This window comes from Bacillus sp. FJAT-27225, assembly GCF_001685025.1.
Classification (GTDB): Bacteria; Bacillota; Bacilli; order Bacillales; family Cytobacillaceae; genus Bacillus_D.
In genome coordinates, this window is sequence record NZ_MAYU01000001.1 from 549,262 (window position 1) to 570,556 (window position 21,295).

Sequence of the window (21,295 nt, forward strand, 5' to 3'; positions counted from 1 at the left end):
ATAAAGTAAGCCGATGAAGGACAAAACCAGCTGGCGGAAGCTGTAAAATCCCATTTATTCTTTAAAAATAGGCTCTGTCAAACAAGGTTGTTGATTTTCGCTCCACAAAGGAAAGCCTCTGTGAATAATCATCGCAGGGACAGGCGAACTTTGCCTGTCACTAGGCGCTTCGCTTTCCGCGGGCGGTCTGGGAGCCTGTCTAGCTGCTCTCCCAGCTCCTCGAGGTCGCTTCGGTCCTTCAGCTGAAGTCAAAGAACGACTTCTGCTTCAGGCCCTGCACAAGAGTAAGCTTCGGAAGCATAGGCATCGCACGAAGAAAAAGCTTTAGCTTTTTCGAGGAGCGCTGGTCGGAGCTGGGCAGTCGCCTCCGCTTTTCTATCTCCTCGGCGCGAGCGCCTGTGGGGTCTCCCACTGACCTTTTCTCCCGCAGGACGTTGAATAAGCTTCCAAGAAAAAGCATCGCAGGAGAAAATGCGCTCTTTGCATTTTCGAACGAATCTTCGCGCCTTACGCTGCAATCAACTGCTTTAAAAAATCAATAATATCCTTTAACACAGCCTAAAAATAAGAAAAACTGTCCTATAAAGTCGTCAGCCAACGACATTATAGGACAGCCTCTTTACTTATTTCATTTCCTTTTTCAATACCTCAATAGCCTTATCCAGCTGAGGGTCTTCCTTTTGAATTTTTTCCTGCAGAAGCTGAATCATTTTCATAGTTGTTTCATCAGTCACGACGCCGGTTTGTTCAAGCTTATTGGCTGCCTGGAATTCCTTGACGGCCTTTAGCGTTTTCTCATCAAAGAACCCAGTTTCATTGCCTGGGTCATATCCCAACGCTTTTAACATTTGCTGGGCAATCTTTACATTCTCGGAAGAATCCCCTTGTTTTAGCTTCAGCTTAGGATCAAGGAGAGGCAGGCTATAATAAGCAGGAAGATCTACTTTATAGTCAGGCTCTATTCCCTTTTTATGAATCCAATTCCCGTTAGGTGTAAGCCATTTGGCTGTTGTAAATTTAACATTTGAACCATCCGGAAAATCCTGGGCAGTTTGGACAGTCCCTTTTCCAAACGACTTTTGGCCAACTAATGGAACATCGGCCGATTCCTTTACAGCACCGGCAAGGATTTCCGAGGCACTGGCACTTCCTCCGTCGATCAGGACGACCATTGGGTAATCAGGTTTGTCGCCGCCATCGGATTTATAGTCTTTCGTTTTTCCATTCCTGTCTTCAACCTTGAAGAGGATTTCTCCTTCAGGGACAAACAGGCTTGAGATTGCAATCGCCTGGTCCAGAAGGCCACCAGGGTTCTGCCTTAAATCAAGGACAAGCCCCTTCATGCCTTGCTTTTTAAGATCCTTCAGCATGGTTGTCAATTCATCAAATGTGTTTTTGGAGAATGTGGTGACCTGAACCTTGGCGATCCCATCCCCAACCATTTCTCCATATACCGTTTCAATCGGAATTTCGTCACGGATGATTGGTACTTTAATGGTGCTTTCGGAACCAGGCCTTTGAATGGTTAACTCGACCTTTGTGCCTTTTTCACCTCTGATTAGCGCTACCGCTTCTGTTGAGGAGTAGCCCTGAATGCTTTTTCCGTCTACCTCAAGGACAATGTCCTTAGGCTTGAGTCCTGCTTTTTCAGCTGGCGATCCCTTCAATGGGGAAACAATCATAATATGGCCATCTTTTTCCTGTATCTCAGCCCCAATCCCTTCAAAGGAGGAATCGACGCTATGATGGAATTGCTCCGCAGCTTCTTCATCCATATAAGAAGAATAGGGATCATCGAGCGACTCAATCATGCCATTAATTGCACCGTTGACGAGCTTGTCTTCGTCAAGATCCTCGAAATACCCATCCTGAAGGATATCATAAGCTTTATAAAGCTTTGCAAATTCATCCCGCTCCTGGCTTCCGCCAATCACTACCGGATGGGGGGAATCACTCCCTAATGAAGTCGCAAAAGCTGTAATTCCTGCTGTTACTACAACAAGGAAGACAAGAAGCATGAAAAAGTAGGACCTCTTCATCCGAATGATTACGGGTTGCTTCACTTGCTCTTGCGGCTGATCCTGCTCCTGGGTTTGATTTTGTTCATCCACAGCTTTCACCACTTCCATTTTCCTGTAAAAATAAAAGAAACTCTTATCATTTAGAATAACATCTTTTTCGGTTAAAGAACAAAGAAATATTCATGAAGGAGTGTGTTTTATCGGCTTAATGCTGATGATTCCGGATTTAAACAGGCAACTCTTTTTTATATAAAAAGGCATCCCGCTTCTCTCCGTTAAACAATAGAGCCTTTTCCATGAATCGCTCACTTCTGAACCCAGACTTCTCAAGAACTCTCTTCGAAGCAAGATTCCCCTCCATAACTACAGCCTCGAGCATCCAAAGCCCCAATCTCATCGAAGCTATCTTTTCCAGTTGGGTGACTGCCTGTGACATGATTCCTTTCCCGGCCTGGTCTTCTGCAATCCTAAAACCGATTTCAGCGCTTCCTTTTACCCTATCAATAGTAAATACCTTCGCTCTGCCAACTATTCTATCTTGATTATTTATTATTAAAAAGAGGTAATATTCATCAGTTTCCCTGCTTTCCAGCATGGATGAGATCGATTTTTGGATGCCTGCCAATGTTAAATAATCTTCCGCCCTCGGAGGCACGAATTTTTCAAAGAACAGTTTGTTTTTCAGCTCGAACTGAAGCAATTCTAGTGCATCTTTCATCGTTATCTCTCTAAGTTCTATCATGTCTTTCCCTCCCCTCATTCAACTGAACTTACCAAAGCCCCTGTCCAGACAAATGGTTTTTAATCAAAAACAGTAAAGTTACTGCACGCCTTCTTGTTTTTATCAATACAATTGAACAAAAAAGGAACCTGTGATAGGTTCCTTTATATTTTCTCTACTTCCTGGAAAAATTCCTCCAGAGTCCAGTCATTTTTATACATCGTCTTTGCAGCCTCGGTACCAACATAGCGGAAATGCCATGGCTCATATTGATAGTTTGTTATGTGTTCCTTCCCTTTTGGATATCGAAGAATAAATCCAAATTTATGGGCATTTTCAGCCAGCCATTTCCCTTCCTTTGTTTCCCCGAACGCCTCTGTCAATTCCAGATTAGTTGCCCTGCTTGCTATGTCCATTGTCAATCCTGTTTGGTGCTCGCTCTGGCCAGGAACGGCAACAACCTGTTCGGCTTTTTCCAAACCGGAGTTTGCTACCTCAACATCAAACAAAGTTTTTTGGCGTATGTATGAACGATAACCCGAAACAGCAAATATTTCTATGTTTTCTTTTTTAGCCTGTGCGAAAAGTTTTTCAAGTGCTTTGGCCGCTTCCTTGCGCATCAAACTTTTTTCAGCATCCGATTCACCGAAGGAAAAGGGGACGTTTGGCCTTACTAGATCATTAGGCCTGTACTCGCCTGGCAAAGAAAATTCCTTATTTACTAGCGCAAGTATATTTTCAGGATTCATAATTTCCTTTTTTCCGCTCGTTTCCTGTACTTGATTGAAATAAGCGGCTTCAAGAACAGGACCATTGACAGCTCGTTGATTATTCGGGTTGTCCGACGTTTCTACCTCTTTATCTTCTGTAAACGGATTTTTCTTTAGAATTGACTCGATTTGGCTGCAACTTGCCAAGAATATAACACTGCAAAGCAGAATCGTAAGCTTTTTCAAAAAATCACCTGCATTCCTTCGTAAAGCTGTTTAATCTATTGTAGTATAATCCTCTTTTTTAGGACAGGGCAAGGGAACTCATACTATTTTTTCATGGTGCGTGCTGGAAACCCAACCCGATTCATATCATGGGATTTTAATGATTGAGACTGTCGCTATTAAATCGGAAAGCCTATTATTCACTATTGTCTTACATGGATGCCAACTGTCATTACAAAACTATAGCAATAAAGGAATAGTAAAAGCAAATACATGGCTGGCTCAATTGAAAATTCTTTAAAAAATAGAAAAAGACTCCCTCGAATGGAGAGCCTTCAGTTCAATATCATTATTCTTTAATAGCGGCTTCAAGCGCAACTTCAATCATGTCATTGAATGTTTTCTGGCGCTCTTCTGCACTTGTGGCCTCACCAGTCAGGATATGGTCACTGACAGTCAGGACAGAAAGTGCCCTGCGGCCATACTTGGCAGCAAGTGTGTATAACGCTGTTGTTTCCATTTCTACAGCCAGAATTTGATACTTAGCTAGTTTTTCAAGGTCAGAATGGTCATTGTAGAACAAGTCTGCTGTGAACACGTTTCCAACACGAAGGTTAAGGCCTTTTTCAATACCAGCGTCATAGGCGTCTCTTAGCAGTTCGAAATTTGCATGAGGTGCGAAGTCGATTCCGCCAAACTCCAGCTTGTTGATTTGTGAATCAGTTGAAGAAGTCATCGCAAGAATAACGTCCCTAACCTTTACATCCTTTTGAATTGCACCGCAAGTACCAACACGGATTAGCGTTTGCACATTGTAGCTTTCGATAAGCTCATTTGCATAAATTGAAATAGATGGAATACCCATGCCAGTTCCCTGAACAGAAATGCGTTTTCCTTTGTATGTACCTGTAAATCCTAACATATTTCTTACTTCATTGTAGCAAGTTGCTCCTTCAAGGAAGGTTTCAGCGATATATTTCGCTCTTAGGGGGTCTCCCGGAAGCAGGACTATTTCTGCAATTTCATTTTCTTTTGCACCAATATGTATGCTCATATTTATCCTCCTAAATTGAAACGTATGATGTCTAACATCTTCCCCAATAATACCATACAAACCACTTTTTTAAAACGTTTACGCAGGTGGATTTGTATGGCTGTTGGGGTACACTATTCTTTAGCATAGCCTTGGAGTTAAAAGTTATCCTCTGCATTCTACAATATCCAGGTATGCCCAAATTGAAACATCAGGAGGTATGAAAGTGGGAAAAAAGCATAGAAACCGCATCAACTCTCCAAAGAAAAACAATCATATTCCGCCGGAAGCAATTGTAGCTGAACATGAGGCACATGCAAAGGAATATTCGGCCAAAAAGCGAAAAAACACATAAAAGAGGAAGGGACATTTACTCCCTTCCTCTTTCATAAAAAATTATGAATAACGCTCAATAATCGATTTAATTTTTTGCCGTACATACGGAACTTCCGACGGGGAAACAACAAAGCGAACATTGGATTCATCCATTGACAATGCTTCTGAAAGGAAACTACCCAGCCCCCGTACCCTGCGGTCTACCTGCATCAGCACCTCAATATCACCTTGGCTGTTCGGCAGTAGGACGACTTCCAATTCATCAAGCCGCCCCTTGAATTGTCCGCCAACCGGAACAAATTCAAATTCCTGGACGAACGGAAGCCTTACCCGCATTTTGTATGGGGCCTGTTCACAATCCGCTTCCCTAAGCCTGAACCCAAGCTCTTCTATGGCCGAAAGAATCGCGGACATCGTCGGGTTGGGAGCAACCCTGATATAGTCAGTATCTGTCGGATCAATTGCGTTTTTAATATCAAGGCCGGTTGAAAGCCAAATTTTTGTGCGGCCAATCGTGACAGGCGTATCAAAAGGCAGCCTGAATGAGAAAGGAAACTCTTTCTTTTCACCCGATTTAACCGTAAATGGATCGGCTACTTTAAAACGGTCTATACACGCTTTCACACTATATTTCTTGTCATCTGATTCCTTTAGATATGTAGTATTCAATGACAAATAAATGGAATCGATGTTCTGTTCTGTGCTCCCTCCTGTAATGACAACAACACCTTTTACTGTTTCACCAGGTGTCAGCGTATCCTGTTCAAGCCTGGTATCCACTTTAGAGGCTCCAATTCCGACCGAAGCAAGCATCTTATTAAATATTGACATTCTTCTTCTCCCCCTCAACCAATAATTGTTTTATCTCTGACTGAACCTCGGTGCAAGAAGTATATTCGCCATCTAGTTTTAAAAGCTTTTTTAAAATTGATTTAGCCAGAGGAGACAGATTCAGCTCTTCCTCCCAACTGCGCTCTTTTTGACCAGGGATGGGGCTGTAGGAGGAATAAAGCAGGAAAAGGACAAAATGGCCAAGCCCATAAAAATCTGCCTGCTGATTCCGCTCCTTCCTCGGATGAATCCTCGTAAAAAGGTTCCTCTTCTTTCCATATGAAGCGCTTTCCGCCAGTCCCAAATCAAGCAAATAGATTTTTTCCCCGCTCAAAATAACATTTGGAATTCTTACGTCCCGATGGACAATTCCTTGCTGATGAAGGCTATCCAGGATTGTCAGAACTTCAAACGCAATTTTGAATGCCTCATCCTCTTGAAAGGATTTGCCATCTTCGAAAATGGCCTGTTCAAAGTTTTTCCCTTTTACTAGTTCCATTACATAATACGGGGTGCCTTCATGTTCACCACTGCCGAAGTAATCCGGTATTCCTTCAGTATTGAGTTCTTGTAGAAACTCCTTTTCCCTGTCAAAGCCGGCTCTTCCTTTTCGGGATATTCGTTTATGCAGACGAAGAGCCTTCAACGCCATATGCTTACCGGTTTCCTCGTCAATAACATGATAAGTGTGGCCGTAGCCGCCGGTCCCAAGCAGGCTGATCACGTTATAGCGCCCATTAACAATCGTACCGGGAGGCAATGGCTTTTCGAGTATATAAGATAGAAAAAGTACAAGTCTTTTCAGCATACTAACGCAGTTCCTCCCCGGCTTTTCGCATGCCGGCAACCAAGAGTCAGCTGCTGAAGAAACTCGAGAATTTTTTCTTTTTCTTGTAATATCCATGCCCGTAATGGCCATGTTTTTTATATTTCATATGCTTCCAGGCATCGCTGGAGCTGTAATATGGTTTATACTTCTTCGAACCGAGAAGCATTTTTAGCAGTTTTTTCAGCATTTCATTTTCCTCCCTGACTATGGATAGTGATGTATACGCTGGCTGGATAAAAAGGTTTCAGCCCACAAAGAAAATTCCGTCCATAATAATGCGGCCTTCCACTTTGGCAGGCCGCTTTCTGAACCAATTAATTCTCTTCGTCAATGATACTCTTTTCCAGGAGGAATTCAAATGTGATGTCCGCAAGCTCTTCAAGTTCCTCTTCGGTTGGTGTATACCCTCTCTTTACAAGCTCATGAAAGAAAAATTCAGCAATTTCTTCTGTATCAATGATCACTTCGATTTCTCCCATTTGCATCTCCTCCTTTTTAGAGAATGTATGTTCAAGCACTGTTTTTCATGCGTTGGATTTGAGAAAAATAAGCCGTGGGATGGTATAGAACCGGCTTCATAAATCGAGGGACATTATGGGAAGGACGGGTCAGACATGTTTTTTCCCGTCTTTAGGATGCAGGCTCTTCAGCTTCTTCATAATGACTTCCATAACCTGGCTGTATTCGTGGTCTCCAAACAGTTGATGTAAAATCCGATAATCATTATAGATGTCGAGCAGGCGGTCAATCAATAAGCGCCTTTCTTTTTTACGGGCAAGCTCCTCAGCTTCAGCATCCTTGTTGGACAATTCTGACCGCTGCTGCTTTCTGGCCTTTTCCTGCTTGCCAACAATATGAAGAAAGCCCAGTTTATTAATAAATGTTTCGGCATGCTCCGCATCGGCAAGCAGGGTCAATTCCTCTTCCCCGGCCTCAAGCCATTCCCCGTCTTTTACTCTGGCAAGCTCATAAATAATATCTTCCCAGGCATCTTCCTTGTACCGCCAAATTTCGGTCCTAACACCGACAACCCGGAACAGTTCATTGCCATAGCCTTTTACCTGGACGATATCACCAAAGAAAAATTTGTATTCAATATCTAAATGCTCCTGCCCAATAGGGGTGCCATCGTACTCCGAAAGCAGCTGGAGCGAGGATTCGACGTAGAGGCCATCACTTTTGTTCACTTCATACACATACTGCCCGCCGACCCATTTTATATCTGTAATCGTTCCAACTGTACCATACATGACGATCACAACTGTTTCACCAATCTTAAACTTCGGTTGTTTCCCCTTCTCCATCTGATTCACCCCCTTGTGAGCTCCGTTTGATTACAATAGTATATGCACATGGTGTTTAATCGCACACGATGCGAATACATAAAAATCGCCTTCCGTGGCAAGGAAGGCGATGGTAAATGTTGGAGTGGTTTATATGGCTATAGTTAACTGGAACCCTAGTGAAATTTCCCATCGAGGATTGCGTTAGAACTTTCCAAAAGCTTTTAAAGAGATGGTTTAAGCTTGTAAGCAGTTCTCGAATTTTATCCGGGACGTTTTATAGCTTATCCGAGAAAATTTTAATATTTCCGAGAGTTTACGCTATATTTCCGAGAAACTCACAATTCAGACAGACTGACCGCGTATGGAAAAGCCATAAGAGGAAAACCCCAGGCCTAAACACAAAAACAGGATACCCAACTGAAGTACCCCGTCAATCACAACATATTTGCGAGCGTTTTTGACGCTAAAAACAAATTTCATAAAACTAAAGTTTACCTTTTCTCCGTCTCAATGTATTCCTCCCACGCTTCATCAAAAACAGCCATTGAAGGTAAATAGTGGCCGTTCATTTCCAGGTAACGGCTCAGTTCATCATAATCCTCAGATGTTTTCGGAAAGCTGTGGTCCTTGAAAGCGGCGTTTGCAAACCCGCTAATAGTATCATTTGGCTTTGGATGCCTATATTTCATAAGGAAATGGTAGAATGACTTCCTCATTACAATCTCCTCCTTGCCTATAAGTCCGCTAGTACTCCTGCTATTAAAGTCATAATAATCATGACGGAGGATGCGCCTGAAAATATTCTTATCATACCAGAAATCTTATGAGCGTCAATAGATTTGCAGCCGGAAGTGCATGGAAAAGCCGCAGGCACTCCAAACCTGCGGCTGTTTTCAGCTTATCCAAGCACTGTCGTCTTTTATTTACTCAAATAAAAAGACACCTTTTCAGCTTTGAAAAGGTGCCATTTCTATTATTCCCAAACATAGCATGCGCCAATGATGATGAGGAGAATGAACAATACAACAATTAAAACGAATGGATTCCGACAACCATCAAACCCATAACCGCCCACATATCCATCTCCGTATCCGTATCCATACCCACAAGGATTATATCCGTAATGCATAGATGCATCCCTCCGCTTTTTATTTTTCAACTCATCATATGATATGGGTTGGTGTCCTGAATGTGCATACGCCCATTTGTCAAAGCCAAAATTTCGGCAGCATAAGATTTTGATAGATTTCGAAAAATAGTCCTATCTTCCGTATTTATTACGTTTTGGTTACGGTAAAATGACAGTATGATGACAAGGATGGGGTGTATGAACACATGAAAAGAAAGAGGATTGGCTGGGTTCTTGCCCTAGTTTGCGGTGTAACATTAGTGTTTTTAGCATTCCTTGAAAGTACTGGCGCCAAAGAAGGTCCGGCGGAGACTGAGGGTTTTTATGAAAAAATAACTCTCGGGAAGGAGTACACTTATTTAATCGTCGGCGACAGCATAGGACGGGGAGCAGGTGCAACCAGTTCTTCTTCCGCTTGGTTCTCATTGTTTGAAAAAGGAATTAAGGATGAGTTCGGCTCTAGCGGAAAAAGGATTTCTATAGTCCAAAGTGGTGCAACGGCCTTCGAAGGCATAATGAAGTATGAAAACGAAAAACCTTCTTCCCCAGTTAATCTTGTCTTTCTCGTTTTCGGTGAGAATGACCGAAAATATATGAACGAAAAACAATTTTCTTTTTTTTATGAAAAGCTGCTGCGAACAATTAAAGTGGAACATCCTTCTGCACATATTATTACTTTAACGGAAAGCTGCCTTGCATACGAAGAATTTGCCGAGGAAATCAGCAGGCTTTCAACTTTATACGGCGCAAGAAACATCGATATGCGTGTCCCTTTTCAATTATCAGGGCTTTCCGTAAATGAGCTGACAACAGACCTTGTCCATCCTAATGACAAGGGCTATCAGCTCTATGCTAATGAACTGCTGAAAACGGTAAAGGAATTAGCTGCTGATACTAACTTGAAAAAGGAAGTATTACTGCCCGCCCCCTTTAACGAAAACCTCGACAAAGAGTACGAATTAATTCGTACCCCTTCGAAACTGTCAGGCTTTGTTAACGTGAGGGAAGGTTATTTCAGTAAAACCAATAACAGCTATCTGGAGTTCGAATTTGAAGGGACAATGGTAGGCTATATACTTGAGCGCGGCCCGGACGGCGGAATGGTTGAAGTAGCGATTGACGGTAAACCCGCAGGGACACTATCTACATGGTGGCCTTTTGAAAAGAACCGCTACAATTATATAGCCAGTTCCCTTGGGGACGGGTCTCATACGATTCGCTTCAATTTTACGGGAAATCGGTTGTCTTCGGATACGAAGGATGGAAACCCCTCGGTAAAAATCAGCGCCATTGTCGTTGAAAAACAGTAGGACTGCCGTTCGAAACCAATCCCGGCAGTTTTCAAAACAGGAGTATCGCGGCTATAATAGAGAAAAACAAAATGGGGAAATGAAACTATGAAGTCGCTAGCCAAAAATTTTATTAATGGGATTATCGTGATTGTCCCAATCATCATCGTCGTTTGGGTAATATATAAAACTTTTTTGTTTTTGGACGGGCTGCTCGGCAACCTTTTGCGCCCCTATATGGCGGAATCGTACATTCCCGGTATTGGCCTGCTGCTGACAGTGGCGCTGATTACTTTTCTTGGCTTCCTGTCGACGAGGTTTGTTACCGGAAAGCTGATTGGGCTAATTGATCGGCTGCTGGAAAAAATCCCGCTTGTCAAAACAATTTATTCAGTCATCAAGGATACTGTAAATTCATTCCTTGGTGAAAAGAAATCTTTTTCGAAGGTCGCATTAATTACCATTCCCGGTACAGAGATGAAGAGCCTCGGCTTTATTACCTCCGAGGAACTGGAAAGCCTTCATGAACCGCTAAAAGAGTATATAGCCGTATACGTGCAGCAAACCTTCCAGGTTGCAGGATTTACGTTCCTGATTCCTAAGGACCAGGTTGAAATCCTCGACGTAAAACCGGAGGATGCAATGAAATTCATCCTTTCTGGAGGCATGGCCAATAAAAGCAAGCTGCCCGGAAAACAGTAAAACCGCCCTTGGAGGCGGTTTTGTTCATTATTTTGACGTTACTTTCAGGAAAGGAGTTACCCCGGCTTCCACTTCACCAGTTGCCAGCTGTTCGATCGTCATGGCATCGGTGTTCGTAATAATCAGAGGAGTGACTGTGCTTTTGGCACGCTCGGTAACTAGGGACATATCAAAGCTTACCAGCTTGTCCCCTTTTTTTACCTTATCCCCTTCATGGACATGGGCAGTAAAGCCTTCCCCCTTCATGGAGACGGTTTCAAGTCCAATATGAATCAAGATCTCGGCGCCGTTAGCCGCCTTGATTCCAACAGCATGTCCAGTAGGGAACACCTGAACGATTTCTCCATCAACCGGTGCAACGACAGTTCCTTCCGCCGGCTGAACCGCTAGCCCATCACCCATCATTTTTTGCGAAAATACAGGATCGTCCACGCTCTCAAGTGCAGCAGCCGTACCAGTAAGCGGCGACACGAGCTCTACTTCTGTAACAACTTCTTGTTTTTTACCGAATAGATTTTTGAACATATTCATTCATCCTTTCCTTTAAAATACATCACTTTACCTATTCCCTTTATAAACTCGTAATAACTACGAAAATTGATTATACGGCAAACTTCTTTGAAAACCAAGAAGAAAGCTCGGCTTTTACGGGGCAGTTCTCGTTTGCCGAAAAATGCGAACAGTGCCTGTCACTCCTCGAATTTTTCTTGTTCCACAACAGTAATCGAAGGTTCACGTTCACCGGAAAAATTATCAGCCGTTTTTACAACTTTATCCCGCACCAACGGGCTGTAAGCTCCCTCCTCACGGCTTTAGAGAAATACAAGAAGCTTAGCGGGAACAATAGCCCGTAAAAGCCCGATTTGTGAGATACAGTGAAACTTGCCGCTGTGCCATTTAGCGGTATAGTTGAACCAATCCGGTTCGTAGTACCGCTTAATCGGCGTGCTCTTCGGCGAATTAGCGGCACTAGAACGGGACTAACCATCAGCACAAATCGCTTTTCACTTTATCACCCTGAATGAACTTTTTTTATCCCTGAATCACTTTTTTATCACCCTGAACGAATCATTTATCGCCCCTATTCACAATTCCTTCACACCCTGCGGACACGGCTGCCACAAAACACTGAGTTACACCTGCACCCCGCGGCTTACTTTTTATAAATCGAAAAAGAGGACCCTTTTACAGGCCCCCTTTACCTAGCGTTTTTTGTGTTTAATTTGCTTATGAATGGTTTTCCAGCGTTTCTTTTCTTCGGTTTGCGCCCGTTTGTCGGCTTTTCGCTCGATGTAGGCAAGCTCTTTCTGCAGCTTGTTGTAGCTGGCAAGCCGTTCGGCAGGCAGCACTCCACTGAAAATCGCCTCTTGGACAGCGCATCCTGGTTCATCATTATGCTGGCAATCGCGGAATTTGCATGTGTCGGCAATCTCCTCGATATCGGAAAATGCTTCTGAAAGTCCATCCTGGCTTTCCCAAAGCTGCAGCTCCCTCATCCCGGGAGTGTCGATCAAAACAGCCCCGTTCGGCAGCAAAATGAGCTCTCGATGTGTCGTCGTATGGCGCCCTTTGTCATCTGCCTCCCTGATCCCTTTGACCGCCTGCTTTTCTTCGCCTAGCAGCTTGTTCGTCAATGTCGACTTCCCGACACCTGATGAGCCGAGCAAGGCAACTGTTTTACCAGGGGCCAAGTAAGGCAGCAGCTGATCAAGGCCTTCATTCATTTCGGCACTCACTGATATAACCGGCACTCCGTACGCGATCGCCTCCACTAGAGCCACCTTCTCTTCGACATCTGCACATAAATCAGCTTTGCTCAGGACTATAACCGGATTTGCTCCGCTCTCCCAGGCGAGCAGCAAATACCGTTCGATTCGCCGCAAATTCAGGTCATCATTCAAGCTGTTGACAAGAAACACGACATCCACATTTGCGGCGACAATTTGTTCTTCAGCCGTCCGTCCCGCCGATTTCCTTGAAAACTTGCTGAAGCGTGGCAGTAACCCATGAATGGTACCAGCCCCTTCACCGCTCCGTGCAGCGACCATCACCCAGTCGCCTACAGCGGGATAGTCCTCCCTGCCCGCTGCCTCAAAGGCCATTTTCCCAGAAACCTCACAAAGCAATTCGCCTTCTTCCGTCCATACCCGGTACATATGTTTATGCTCGAGTGCCACCCTGCCAAGGATGCAATCCGGCCTCATAAAATCAATGCTTGCCTGTTGTATCGTTTCTTTTAATCCAATTGTAAGTAAGTTCAAGTTTTGTTCCTCCTGAAAAAATAAAATAGACCACTGGCATACACAGCCAGCGGTCTTGAATTCAGGAGAAATGGACAGATTTGTCCCTTTTTGCCTAAATAGCCGTACGGGCTGTGTTAGAGTTCATGACAACTGAAAAAAGAATAGATTTGCTCATAACACTTCACCCGCCTCTCATAAGATATTCTTAGTATATGCAAGTTCAAGTAAATTGTAAACAATTAATTCATATGTTTCCATTTTAAGGAGGATGAGTATGGATTTTTACAAAGAAATGCCTTTGCAAGGAAGAGGGTACGGCTACTTTTTTCTTGGAAGCATGCTGCAAGGTGTGGGGATCCATGTCAACGGTCTTCCGTTAGTCGAAGGCCTTCACTATAAAAAGTTGAGCAGGATGGTCGCGCTACCCGAGGGTGGGTGCCAAGTGGATGTGTACGATGGTGGTGAATGGATTGGTACAAGATGGCTGCAAATCGAAAAGGAACATAACTATTTAATCGCTATAACAGTATCAGAAGGAAAGGCTGAAATCGTTATATGCGGCTTTGATGATAGTGTGCCCAGAGGTGAATCGGTGGTCAAATTTCTTCACCTTGCGCCCCAGCAGCAAGCGCTTGACATCTCTGTCCATAAGGGCGATGTTGTCTTTCCCGGCCTCCAGTATCTCGGTGTTACTCACGTTCTTAGGCTCACACCAGCCCACTATAATCTTGAAGCTAGGCTTAACGGGACCAAAACCATAGTCCTGCCAATGCATGATTCTTTTTTTGAAGAAAACAAAGCGTATCTTATTTGCATCTTGCAAGACGAAGCTGTTTTTATCATAGAAAAATGAGTGCGGGAAATCTCCGGCACTCATTCTGAAACAGGTACAAGCAATGTGAACGAAATGTCATCCTTCTTTAAATCAAAGGTATTTGCCTTTAGCTTGGCATCACTTTTTAGCTTTAATTCCTTCATATGGATATAAATTGACTCATCATTTGGAAGAATTTCTACCCCCGCTGGGAGTTTATAATTTTTCCTGATATAATCCAGGACATAAGGCACAGGCAATTTCAGCCTGCCGACCTGCAAAGTTGTTTGATTCAGGAGAAGATCTCCATTTTTGAGAGCCTCAGGTTCAAATGCCATTTTCATGTCCAGTTCCTGGCTGAAAAATGGCACACTGCCGTAAAGCGCAACCTCGTCCTCAACTTGTACTTTGTAGTCAATCGGAGCGTTGCCCACTTCTTTTTCAAGATAATAATTGACCAATTTATTGACGTCTTCTTTGTTTGTCCGGATCAAAAACCCAACATGGCCGCTTTCATCGATTTTCTCAGAAGGCTTGGGTTTCTCACCTGGAAGGATGGCCATAACCAGAAGGCCAACAACGGTAATTAGCACCAATCCGAGCAAAACAAAGAAGGCGGTTTTCCACCTATTTTTCATTCTGAATTCTCCTCATCCGCTGCAGTCCCGTCTTTTCGGGCCAGAACAGGCAGCGCTTCTTCACCAAGCGTTTCATACACACGCTCCGCAATTAACTGATACCCCTTATCATTCGGATGAAACTGGTCGTCAAAAAGCAAATTCACATCTGTCGTAACAAACAAGTCATCAATCCCAACGAAATAGGAATCTGGGTACTGCGAGACAACCGATTTACCTGCTTCATTCCAATCGTCGACAATCTGGTTCAGCTCATCTACTTCCGTAAACCATTTTCCAAACGGATTATAAATGCCAACCAGGACAATCGCTGCTTCAGGGTTTTCAGACCTAATTTTTTTAAAAATTTCATTGACCCGCTCTGTATACGAAACCATTTCTTCTTCAAATGCATCATATTGTAAATTGAGAATGTTCTCACGCGCAACTTTCATCACGTCATTTCCGCCAATCGTGACTATGACAATATCGGATTCGGCTATGGCTTCTTGCATTTTATCCGTTTCAAGCTTTCTTAGCAGCTGGTCGCTTCTCGTCCCACGCACACCGAGATTTATGAAGCTTGCTTCTTTTACCCCTTTTTCCTGCTCTAGCATTTCGTTCAAGTATGGAAGGTAACCGCCGCTATCCGTGCTGTCCCCGACACCTTGTGTAAGAGAATCCCCGATCGCTGCAAGCTTAAACGTGCGTGGGATAAAATCTTCAGGTATCGATCGTTCAGCTTCAATCACCGTTTTTCTTTCCTTATGGGTATGCCACTCAAAGTTGACTGCACAAGCCGTTACGATAAGACCCGCAGCAAAAATTAATCCCGCTTTATTCCACACACGCTTCACCGTCCTTTCTATATCTTATTATATCATGCGAAAATTGCTTGGATGCCTGTAAAACACCGGGACAAACTGGGAAACTGTTTATAGAACCCGAATGTTGGTGAAGCGATTGCCAGAACCGCTGAATTATTCTAAAAATCGCTGAATTATGGATCAAAACCGCTGAATTACTTTGATTTTTAGAGAGGCAAAGCAAAAAAGCCCGAAACTGGGCTTTATTGAAGTTTCTTGATATCTTCGATTATTTGGTCCTTTGGTACGTCTGACACGCCAGAGTAATATTTCTTCACTTTTCCATCGGGACCGATTAGGTAAAAGGAAGTACCATGGATCACCTGGTCATCCGACTCAGGTTTTTTTACAAGCAACTGGAAGTTTTCCAAGGCAAACTGTTCAATTTCTTCCTGTTCATAGCCAGTCAGGAAATCCCAGTTTTTCAGGTCAACATCGAACTTCTCACTGTACTCCTTAAGAACTTCGGGAGAATCATTCTCCGGGTCAACTGTGAAGGAAACAAAATGGATATTCTCGATGCCCTCTTCTTCGGCTTGTTTCTGAATTTCGACCATGTTCGCCGTCATAGGTGGGCAGACAGTTTCGCAGTTGGCGAAGATAAAGCTGGTCATCCACACCTTACCCTCGAGGTCTTTCGTTCCAAATTTCTCATTTTCCTGGTTTGTAAACGTAAACTCCTGGAGGTCCCAGTTTTCGGCACCATCCAGCTCCTTGCTACAGGCTGACAGCAGCATCGCACATACTGCCACCATTAAGAGAATTGCTTTTGTTTTCAAGGGAGTCACCGCCGTCATTTTCTCTATAGTCGTCCCTATCTTACCAAACCTTTTCAGGCCTGAAAAGGAAATCGTTTTAATTAAATGTAAAGGTGAAAGTTGATTTACGCTCCAGGCACTTCGCTTTCCGCGGGCGGCCTGGGAGCCTCCTCGGCGCATGCGCCTGTGGGGTCTCCCACTGACCTTTTCTCCCGCAGGACGTTGAATAAGCTTCCAAGAAAAAGCATCGCAGGAGAAAATGCGCTCTTTGCATTTTCGAACGAGTCTTCGCGCCTTANACGTGTCTTTCGCTCCAATCAACGACTTAAAAATCACATTTTCATTTAGCACATCCAAAATTAAAAAAGAGCCGGAACCCAATGGCCCGACCCTTTATTATTATTCAAAATGATACATCAATGCAAACGCACCAGGCCCTGTGTGGGTGCTGACCGTTGAATTTGTATAATCGATTTCTACCTGATCAAAACCTGTTGCTTCACGGATGCTGTCAGCAACTTTCCCGGCAAGATCTTCCGCTCCAGCGTGGGCAATTCCGACACTTTTAACCGTTTTCCCTTTCACATCCTCAGCAAACTGCTTGGCCAAGAACTTCACAACCTGAGTGTAGCTCCGTACCTTTGCGACAGGATTGTATTCGGCACCTTCAAGAGAGGCAATCGGTTTAATATTCAAGAGCGAGCCAAGGAAAGCACGGCCTTTACCAATCCGCCCGCCCTTCACCAGGTTCTCCAGCGTATCAACCATTATGTAAAGTCGCGTATTTCCGATCATTTCATCAAGGCGGGCAACGATTTCATCCATCGTATTCCCTTCTGCCGCCATGATAGCGGCTTCCCTTACCTGGAAACCAAGGGCCTTTGAAATGAACTTTGAATCAACAACCGTCACGTTTGTCTCAGTCATCCCTGCAGCACTTTCTGCTGACCGGACTGTACCGCTCATTTTACCAGTCATATGTATAGACAGGACTTCATATCCTTCTGCTCCAAGCCGGTCATACACCTCAAGAAAAGCACCAGCGGACGGCTGTGAACTTTTCGGCAGCTCCGGTGAATTTTTCATTCGTTCCAAAAATTCTTCCGGCTCGATATCTACTCCATCAGTGTACGTTTTCCCAGCAACTGAAATCGTCAAAGGAACGACTTCTATACCATATTGTTCAATTGTCTCCTTTGGCAAATCATGTGTAGAATCTGTTACAATCTTAATCTTAGCCAATACATTCACTTCCCTGCTAATTTACACTTGCTATTTATTATACCGATTGTCTTGCGAAGTTACCAAATAAAAAGGGCACCGGCAGCCCGGCACCCAACTGATTAAGCATTGTTCTTCAATTTAGTACTGTTATAAAGCTGCTCATAATCAGGCCATCTCAAATTACTCTTCAAGTACTCCCGAAAGGAATAGCTGGATTTCGGCCGCTGTTCCTCGTTTAGACCTGACATAAACTTCTGCAAACGGAAACGGATCATAAACTGATTTGGGTTATCTTCCTCCAATACAGGAATCTCCACAATCTTTACCTTCTGTCCAACTGCATTTGTGAACTCCAGGCTTTTCACTAATAAAATAGTATCAATCCTCTTTTTCACCCGTTTGATTATAGTATACAATACTTAAAGTTCGAAATGTGTCTGATTATGCGCAGATTTTTGAAAAGATGGATTAAACCAATTCATGATAAAGTTTCTTCTGACTATGTTGCTTGACATATCGGACTGATAAATGATCAACCTTCTTTTGCCTATCGTGGCTTTCAGAAGCCTGAATAGTTACTTTTGATATATCCGCCCCGCATACCGGGCAAAGCCACGTTCCTGAATCAACGCTGCTGAACGATGGCTTATCACACTCAGTACATACCTTTTTATACATCCCTCTCGCTCCCCTAATCTTATCTATTACTATACTTTACGTAACTACCACTTTGGATATGATGGTATAACAAAAAAAGACCTTGATAGCCTTTATCCTATTCAAGGTCGATTTAAACCTGTTTTCATCATTTTCTTTTTACTAAGAATATACAGGTATCCCCCTGCTGTTACCAACCCTATTCCTATAGCTAGTAAGCTAAACATGCCAGTTGCTGTATTTGGCAAGGGCAAGGAATTCCCCCCTGGCCCAACTGGCTTGGAAGGTCCTGTTGGTTTATCCCCAGGTGGAATCACTATATCCTCTTCACCTGTTGCATATAATTTAAAAAGAAATTCGGTCCCAAGTCCCTGATATTCATTGCCAAGTTCAAAAGGCATTTCCACAGTCATTGTTAGAATCTCTGTTTTTCCCTTTGCTAAAAAGTTAGGATTCAACTCTTTAAAGTCTTTGAGTTTTCCGTTAAACAATGTTGTTTTTTCACTTGTCACCTTGAGTAAAAGCTCGTTATAAAGTTTTTCTGAGCCTTTCAAGAACGAATTCTCAAAGGAATAATAAAAATCCATCTTTCCGCTGTTTAATACTTTCAACTCTCGGACTACCCAGTCACCCGGTTTAAAATTTTCCACTTGGACTAAAAACTCTTCAGGGACAGTGGTAATATCGATCTCTTTCACGTTCTTGCCAGCTTCGGTTTGGTCTGCCAGAGCTGCCATTGGAAGATAGGCTGCTAGGAGTATTACCCAAACCATCGTTAATAGAAGTTTTTTCATTCCATCAATGTCCTTTCTTTCGCTTTCGTCCATGCTTTTATCTATTTCGGCATGGCTATGCGGACATTTTGCTAGTTTTAAAGAAGGGAGGATTAGATATCCTCCCTTTTCCGATATACATACTCTATTACCTTTCTTCCCCTGGCATTTGGGTTGCTTCGAAAACAAAGCGAAGGTTGGATTGTTCACCCTGGTATTTGTTTTGGACAAAATGCCTCGTATCCCCGATCCTCGCTGGATTATCCACGAAAGTAACTAGAATGTCTAAAGTTAAAGATCCATCTTTTTCAATACCAACTTCATCATGCTTAGTTCCAGTTAGTTCCTTTCCAAAGTCAGCGTAGACAAGGTCTTTAAGCGTGCCTGTGTAGACTGCTGTTTCACCCTTCTTTACTACGATTGAAAATTGTTGAAGGAATTCATCCTCTGTATTGGTTATACCTAATTCAAGTTCATCCTTATCTTTCCAGCCTTCAAGCTTTTCAACATCAACAAGAATGTCATTGATATCCAGCGAACCAGCATTTTCAAGAACCAGCTGGCTGGTGATGGAGTCTCCTGGCTTTAAGGTTTTCAATGGAAAGTCAAAAGTCGTACCCTCACCGACCTCAAGATTCAGAGTCCCTGCAAGTAGACTATTGTTTACTTCTTCCACATCGTTAAACGCAGCCCAGGTTCCTCCGCCAATTAGTGATAATCCTAATGCCCCAGCAAGGATGCCCATACTCATTTTTCTTTTAATGGTCATTCTAAATACCTCCTTATTTATAGTCGCCCTTCCCAGGCATGTATGTAAACTCCTTCTAGTAAAGGAGCTGCCACCATCTAGACTGCTTCCTTTGATTCTCCCTTGGCCTGTTTAAGCCGCCTATCGATATCCTTAATAGCACTTCCTATTGTCAAGATTGAATAACCGACGAGTAGTATTCCTGGGATAATCATTAATAACCCTATTCCTTTATTGGAACCGAGAAAATCTAATACATATCCTAAAAATGGAATGGTTACCCCTGTATACTTTGCTACCACATTCCCAGCATAGACAGGTTTCATATCTGGATGAGCATTGTTGTCACCCTTGGTTTGAAATGCCAACAGGCCATTTTCATTTGTTACCTTTAAGATTCGGTGGGTTGTTAGGCTATTGTTATCGATAAAACTGACAATATCCCCATTCTCCAAAGAACTTCTATTCTCTATTTTTTTAACGAGTATTAAAGAACCCGTTGAAAAAGTAGGCTCCATGGATCCAGACATGACCTTCTTCAGCTGATAGCCTAATAGATTAGGTTCACCTCCTGTAAATCGCCCCCACAAGACAATAGCAATCAGAACAAGAAGAACTGTGAATCCACTATAATAAAGAAGATCCCAAATTTTTTTCGATGACTTCTTGTCCTTTTTCATTTCGATCACCTCTTTTATCTGTATTAGTTGGCGGTTTTACATGAATTAATATCTTTTTCAGTCACCCTGATTTCCCCGCCCCAGATAACTTGATTTCCGGAATGCCCAGGTCTTTGGTAGGCCCTGAATTTGTATATCCCCGGTTTAACATCAAAGCCTGCCGGTGTCTTTAGAGTGAAAGTTTGGTTCGAACTTAATGCTGGAATTTCACCTGAAAATACAGTAGTTCCTGGCTTTTTACGTGTAGGTGTTTGGGTTGGGTCAAATTGGAGTTCAAATTTAGTTGTGCCTTGCATTGTACTTCCGACATTTTTTATATCTGTAAAAAGCACTAAAGATGGCTTTTGACATATAAGTCCAAATTTATTCTCAAAACTTAAAGAGCTTTTATCCCAAACCTCTTCACCATACTTAAAAGATACATTGACATTTTCTAAATCATTGAAAGAAGCATTTGTTCCTCCTGTCATGGCTGTAATGATGAAAATAAGTATGTACAGGATAACAATTGGCTTGAACAGGTTAGAAAATACAGCATTTTTTCTGTGGCGTTCACGACGGCTTATCATTGTTCTCACTCCTATTGTGAGTCTATTAAAATTCATTCGTTCTCTTTAAAGAACCTAGCGTTCTTAGTATAAAAAAGATTGGAGGAGATAGAAAACCCTGAAAATTCGATATTTTGCCGTTTTTTTAACTTAATTCGTTATTTTCCTCCTTTTATCTTCAGTTTTCTTACTATTTCGTTTTTTATTAAGAATATTTCGTTCTTTATAGTGGTTTTTAAGTCAAATAAAAAAACC

27 protein-coding genes are annotated in these 21,295 nt (G+C 42.9%); 4 read left to right on the forward strand and 23 right to left on the reverse strand.

The window, feature by feature from the left end; translation table 11 throughout:
- Positions 1–623: 623 nt before the first annotated feature.
- The 4 genes from A8F94_RS02810 to deoD all read right to left on the reverse strand — a co-directional run bounded on the left by A8F94_RS02810 (position 624) and on the right by deoD (position 4,731).
- Positions 624–2,129 (reverse strand): S41 family peptidase, encoded by a 1,506-nt coding sequence (locus A8F94_RS02810; protein WP_066195302.1) that lies wholly within the window; start codon positions 2,127–2,129, stop codon positions 624–626.
- 118 nt (positions 2,130–2,247) lie between these two features.
- Positions 2,248–2,763, reverse strand: a complete 516-nt coding sequence (locus A8F94_RS02815) for a GNAT family N-acetyltransferase (protein ID WP_066195305.1) — start codon at positions 2,761–2,763, stop codon at positions 2,248–2,250.
- Positions 2,764–2,906: 143 nt separating this feature from the next.
- On the reverse strand, positions 2,907–3,698 hold the full coding sequence (locus A8F94_RS02820; protein WP_066195309.1) for a M15 family metallopeptidase: 792 nt from the start codon (positions 3,696–3,698) through the stop codon (positions 2,907–2,909).
- A gap of 328 nt (positions 3,699–4,026) precedes the next feature.
- Entirely contained in the window at positions 4,027–4,731 is a 705-nt protein-coding gene (gene deoD, locus A8F94_RS02825; protein ID WP_066195312.1) for a purine-nucleoside phosphorylase, read from the reverse strand.
- Positions 4,732–4,936: 205 nt separating this feature from the next.
- Between deoD and A8F94_RS26310 the strand changes: the two genes are divergently transcribed.
- Positions 4,937–5,065 carry a hypothetical protein gene (locus A8F94_RS26310; RefSeq protein WP_302621284.1) on the forward strand — a complete coding sequence of 43 codons (129 nt, stop codon included), beginning with the start codon at positions 4,937–4,939 and terminating at the stop codon, positions 5,063–5,065.
- A 41-nt stretch (positions 5,066–5,106) separates the two neighbouring features.
- Here the strand turns inward: A8F94_RS26310 and A8F94_RS02830 are convergent, their stop codons facing one another.
- The 7 genes from A8F94_RS02830 to yjcZ form a co-directional block, all read right to left on the reverse strand.
- Positions 5,107–5,877: a sporulation protein gene (locus tag A8F94_RS02830; protein WP_066195315.1), complete on the reverse strand. Its 771-nt coding sequence runs from the start codon at positions 5,875–5,877 to the stop codon at positions 5,107–5,109.
- Positions 5,864–6,685 carry a serine/threonine-protein kinase gene (locus A8F94_RS02835; protein ID WP_066195317.1) on the reverse strand — a complete coding sequence of 274 codons (822 nt, stop codon included), beginning with the start codon at positions 6,683–6,685 and terminating at the stop codon, positions 5,864–5,866. Before A8F94_RS02835 ends, A8F94_RS02830 begins: the two co-directional genes overlap by 14 nt.
- A 46-nt stretch (positions 6,686–6,731) precedes the next feature.
- Entirely contained in the window at positions 6,732–6,893 is a 162-nt protein-coding gene (locus A8F94_RS25605) for a hypothetical protein (protein WP_175384344.1), read from the reverse strand.
- A gap of 127 nt (positions 6,894–7,020) precedes the next feature.
- Positions 7,021–7,185 (reverse strand): YozD family protein, encoded by a 165-nt coding sequence (locus A8F94_RS02840; protein WP_066195319.1) that lies wholly within the window; start codon positions 7,183–7,185, stop codon positions 7,021–7,023.
- A 129-nt stretch (positions 7,186–7,314) separates the two neighbouring features.
- A complete protein-coding gene (locus A8F94_RS02845) occupies positions 7,315–8,010 on the reverse strand; it encodes a hypothetical protein (RefSeq protein WP_066195322.1) in 696 nt (231 codons plus the stop codon).
- A 473-nt stretch (positions 8,011–8,483) separates the two neighbouring features.
- A complete protein-coding gene (locus A8F94_RS02850) occupies positions 8,484–8,708 on the reverse strand; it encodes a YozE family protein (protein WP_066195325.1) in 225 nt (74 codons plus the stop codon).
- 257 nt (positions 8,709–8,965) lie between these two features.
- Positions 8,966–9,121 carry a sporulation protein YjcZ gene (gene yjcZ / locus A8F94_RS24795; RefSeq protein WP_077247530.1) on the reverse strand — a complete coding sequence of 52 codons (156 nt, stop codon included), beginning with the start codon at positions 9,119–9,121 and terminating at the stop codon, positions 8,966–8,968.
- Positions 9,122–9,327: 206 nt separating this feature from the next.
- On the opposite strand from yjcZ, the gene A8F94_RS02855 reads away from it, so the two are divergent.
- Together A8F94_RS02855 and A8F94_RS02860 are read left to right on the forward strand one after the other, a co-directional pair.
- The gene (locus A8F94_RS02855; RefSeq protein ID WP_066195328.1) at positions 9,328–10,431 is read left to right on the forward strand and encodes an SGNH/GDSL hydrolase family protein; all 1,104 of its coding nucleotides are present in this window, start codon (positions 9,328–9,330) and stop codon (positions 10,429–10,431) included.
- A gap of 87 nt (positions 10,432–10,518) precedes the next feature.
- On the forward strand, positions 10,519–11,112 hold the full coding sequence (locus A8F94_RS02860; RefSeq protein ID WP_066195331.1) for a DUF502 domain-containing protein: 594 nt from the start codon (positions 10,519–10,521) through the stop codon (positions 11,110–11,112).
- A 27-nt stretch (positions 11,113–11,139) separates the two neighbouring features.
- Here A8F94_RS02860 and A8F94_RS02865 read toward each other — a convergent pair whose 3' ends face one another.
- Both A8F94_RS02865 and rsgA read right to left on the reverse strand, forming a co-directional pair.
- Positions 11,140–11,637, reverse strand: coding sequence for a PTS sugar transporter subunit IIA (locus A8F94_RS02865; protein ID WP_066195333.1), 498 nt, complete (start codon positions 11,635–11,637; stop codon positions 11,140–11,142).
- 677 nt (positions 11,638–12,314) lie between these two features.
- Positions 12,315–13,373 carry a ribosome small subunit-dependent GTPase A gene (rsgA, locus tag A8F94_RS02870; RefSeq protein WP_066195336.1) on the reverse strand — a complete coding sequence of 353 codons (1,059 nt, stop codon included), beginning with the start codon at positions 13,371–13,373 and terminating at the stop codon, positions 12,315–12,317.
- Positions 13,374–13,629: 256 nt separating this feature from the next.
- Here rsgA and A8F94_RS02875 point away from each other — a divergent pair, with 256 nt between their 5' ends.
- Positions 13,630–14,208, forward strand: coding sequence for a DUF4397 domain-containing protein (locus A8F94_RS02875; RefSeq protein ID WP_066195339.1), 579 nt, complete (start codon positions 13,630–13,632; stop codon positions 14,206–14,208).
- Between the two features lie 20 nt (positions 14,209–14,228).
- Here A8F94_RS02875 and A8F94_RS02880 read toward each other — a convergent pair whose 3' ends face one another.
- From A8F94_RS02880 to tapA, 10 genes are all read right to left on the reverse strand, one after another.
- Entirely contained in the window at positions 14,229–14,807 is a 579-nt protein-coding gene (locus A8F94_RS02880) for a YpmS family protein (RefSeq protein WP_066195342.1), read from the reverse strand.
- The gene (locus tag A8F94_RS02885) at positions 14,804–15,634 is read right to left on the reverse strand and encodes an SGNH/GDSL hydrolase family protein (protein WP_254660773.1); all 831 of its coding nucleotides are present in this window, start codon (positions 15,632–15,634) and stop codon (positions 14,804–14,806) included. Before A8F94_RS02885 ends, A8F94_RS02880 begins: the two co-directional genes overlap by 4 nt.
- Positions 15,635–15,855: 221 nt before the next feature.
- Positions 15,856–16,449: an SCO family protein gene (locus A8F94_RS02890; protein WP_066197206.1), complete on the reverse strand. Its 594-nt coding sequence runs from the start codon at positions 16,447–16,449 to the stop codon at positions 15,856–15,858.
- Positions 16,450–16,809: 360 nt separating this feature from the next.
- On the reverse strand, positions 16,810–17,652 hold the full coding sequence (locus A8F94_RS02895; protein ID WP_066195348.1) for a DegV family protein: 843 nt from the start codon (positions 17,650–17,652) through the stop codon (positions 16,810–16,812).
- Positions 17,653–17,753: 101 nt separating this feature from the next.
- The gene (locus tag A8F94_RS02900; RefSeq protein ID WP_077247585.1) at positions 17,754–18,029 is read right to left on the reverse strand and encodes a DUF2535 family protein; all 276 of its coding nucleotides are present in this window, start codon (positions 18,027–18,029) and stop codon (positions 17,754–17,756) included.
- 73 nt (positions 18,030–18,102) lie between these two features.
- On the reverse strand, positions 18,103–18,312 hold the full coding sequence (locus tag A8F94_RS02905) for a hypothetical protein (RefSeq protein ID WP_066195351.1): 210 nt from the start codon (positions 18,310–18,312) through the stop codon (positions 18,103–18,105).
- 101 nt (positions 18,313–18,413) lie between these two features.
- Complete coding sequence (locus A8F94_RS02910; RefSeq protein ID WP_175384345.1) at positions 18,414–19,085, reverse strand: TasA family protein; 672 nt, start codon at positions 19,083–19,085, stop codon at positions 18,414–18,416.
- A 127-nt stretch (positions 19,086–19,212) separates the two neighbouring features.
- Positions 19,213–19,833 carry a TasA family protein gene (locus tag A8F94_RS02915; protein ID WP_066195356.1) on the reverse strand — a complete coding sequence of 207 codons (621 nt, stop codon included), beginning with the start codon at positions 19,831–19,833 and terminating at the stop codon, positions 19,213–19,215.
- A 77-nt stretch (positions 19,834–19,910) separates the two neighbouring features.
- Positions 19,911–20,492, reverse strand: a complete 582-nt coding sequence (gene sipW / locus A8F94_RS02920) for a signal peptidase I SipW (RefSeq protein ID WP_066195359.1) — start codon at positions 20,490–20,492, stop codon at positions 19,911–19,913.
- A gap of 23 nt (positions 20,493–20,515) precedes the next feature.
- Positions 20,516–21,061, reverse strand: a complete 546-nt coding sequence (tapA, locus tag A8F94_RS02925) for an amyloid fiber anchoring/assembly protein TapA (protein ID WP_066195362.1) — start codon at positions 21,059–21,061, stop codon at positions 20,516–20,518.
- Between the last annotated feature and the right edge of the window lie 234 nt (positions 21,062–21,295).

Bases quoted from the DNA above. Each gene is read 5' to 3' on its own strand.
- A8F94_RS02810 (WP_066195302.1), bottom strand. From the start codon at position 2,129: ATGGAAGTGGTGAAAGCTGTGGATGAACAAAATCAAACCCAGGAGCAG.
- A8F94_RS02815 (WP_066195305.1), bottom strand. From the start codon at position 2,763: ATGATAGAACTTAGAGAGATAACGATGAAAGATGCACTAGAATTGCTT.
- deoD (WP_066195312.1), bottom strand. From the start codon at position 4,731: ATGAGCATACATATTGGTGCAAAAGAAAATGAAATTGCAGAAATAGTC.
- A8F94_RS02830 (WP_066195315.1), bottom strand. From the start codon at position 5,877: ATGTCAATATTTAATAAGATGCTTGCTTCGGTCGGAATTGGAGCCTCT.
- A8F94_RS02835 (WP_066195317.1), bottom strand. From the start codon at position 6,685: ATGCTGAAAAGACTTGTACTTTTTCTATCTTATATACTCGAAAAGCCA.
- A8F94_RS25605 (WP_175384344.1), bottom strand. From the start codon at position 6,893: ATGCTGAAAAAACTGCTAAAAATGCTTCTCGGTTCGAAGAAGTATAAA.
- A8F94_RS02840 (WP_066195319.1), bottom strand. From the start codon at position 7,185: ATGGGAGAAATCGAAGTGATCATTGATACAGAAGAAATTGCTGAATTT.
- A8F94_RS02845 (WP_066195322.1), bottom strand. From the start codon at position 8,010: ATGGAGAAGGGGAAACAACCGAAGTTTAAGATTGGTGAAACAGTTGTG.
- A8F94_RS02850 (WP_066195325.1), bottom strand. From the start codon at position 8,708: ATGAGGAAGTCATTCTACCATTTCCTTATGAAATATAGGCATCCAAAG.
- yjcZ (WP_077247530.1), bottom strand. From the start codon at position 9,121: ATGCATTACGGATATAATCCTTGTGGGTATGGATACGGATACGGAGAT.
- A8F94_RS02855 (WP_066195328.1), top strand. From the start codon at position 9,328: ATGAAAAGAAAGAGGATTGGCTGGGTTCTTGCCCTAGTTTGCGGTGTA.
- A8F94_RS02860 (WP_066195331.1), top strand. From the start codon at position 10,519: ATGAAGTCGCTAGCCAAAAATTTTATTAATGGGATTATCGTGATTGTC.
- A8F94_RS02865 (WP_066195333.1), bottom strand. From the start codon at position 11,637: ATGTTCAAAAATCTATTCGGTAAAAAACAAGAAGTTGTTACAGAAGTA.
- A8F94_RS02875 (WP_066195339.1), top strand. From the start codon at position 13,630: ATGGATTTTTACAAAGAAATGCCTTTGCAAGGAAGAGGGTACGGCTAC.
- A8F94_RS02880 (WP_066195342.1), bottom strand. From the start codon at position 14,807: ATGAAAAATAGGTGGAAAACCGCCTTCTTTGTTTTGCTCGGATTGGTG.
- A8F94_RS02890 (WP_066197206.1), bottom strand. From the start codon at position 16,449: ATGACGGCGGTGACTCCCTTGAAAACAAAAGCAATTCTCTTAATGGTG.
- A8F94_RS02905 (WP_066195351.1), bottom strand. From the start codon at position 18,312: ATGTATAAAAAGGTATGTACTGAGTGTGATAAGCCATCGTTCAGCAGC.
- A8F94_RS02910 (WP_175384345.1), bottom strand. From the start codon at position 19,085: ATGAAAAAACTTCTATTAACGATGGTTTGGGTAATACTCCTAGCAGCC.
- A8F94_RS02915 (WP_066195356.1), bottom strand. From the start codon at position 19,833: ATGACCATTAAAAGAAAAATGAGTATGGGCATCCTTGCTGGGGCATTA.
- sipW (WP_066195359.1), bottom strand. From the start codon at position 20,492: ATGAAAAAGGACAAGAAGTCATCGAAAAAAATTTGGGATCTTCTTTAT.
- tapA (WP_066195362.1), bottom strand. From the start codon at position 21,061: ATGATAAGCCGTCGTGAACGCCACAGAAAAAATGCTGTATTTTCTAAC.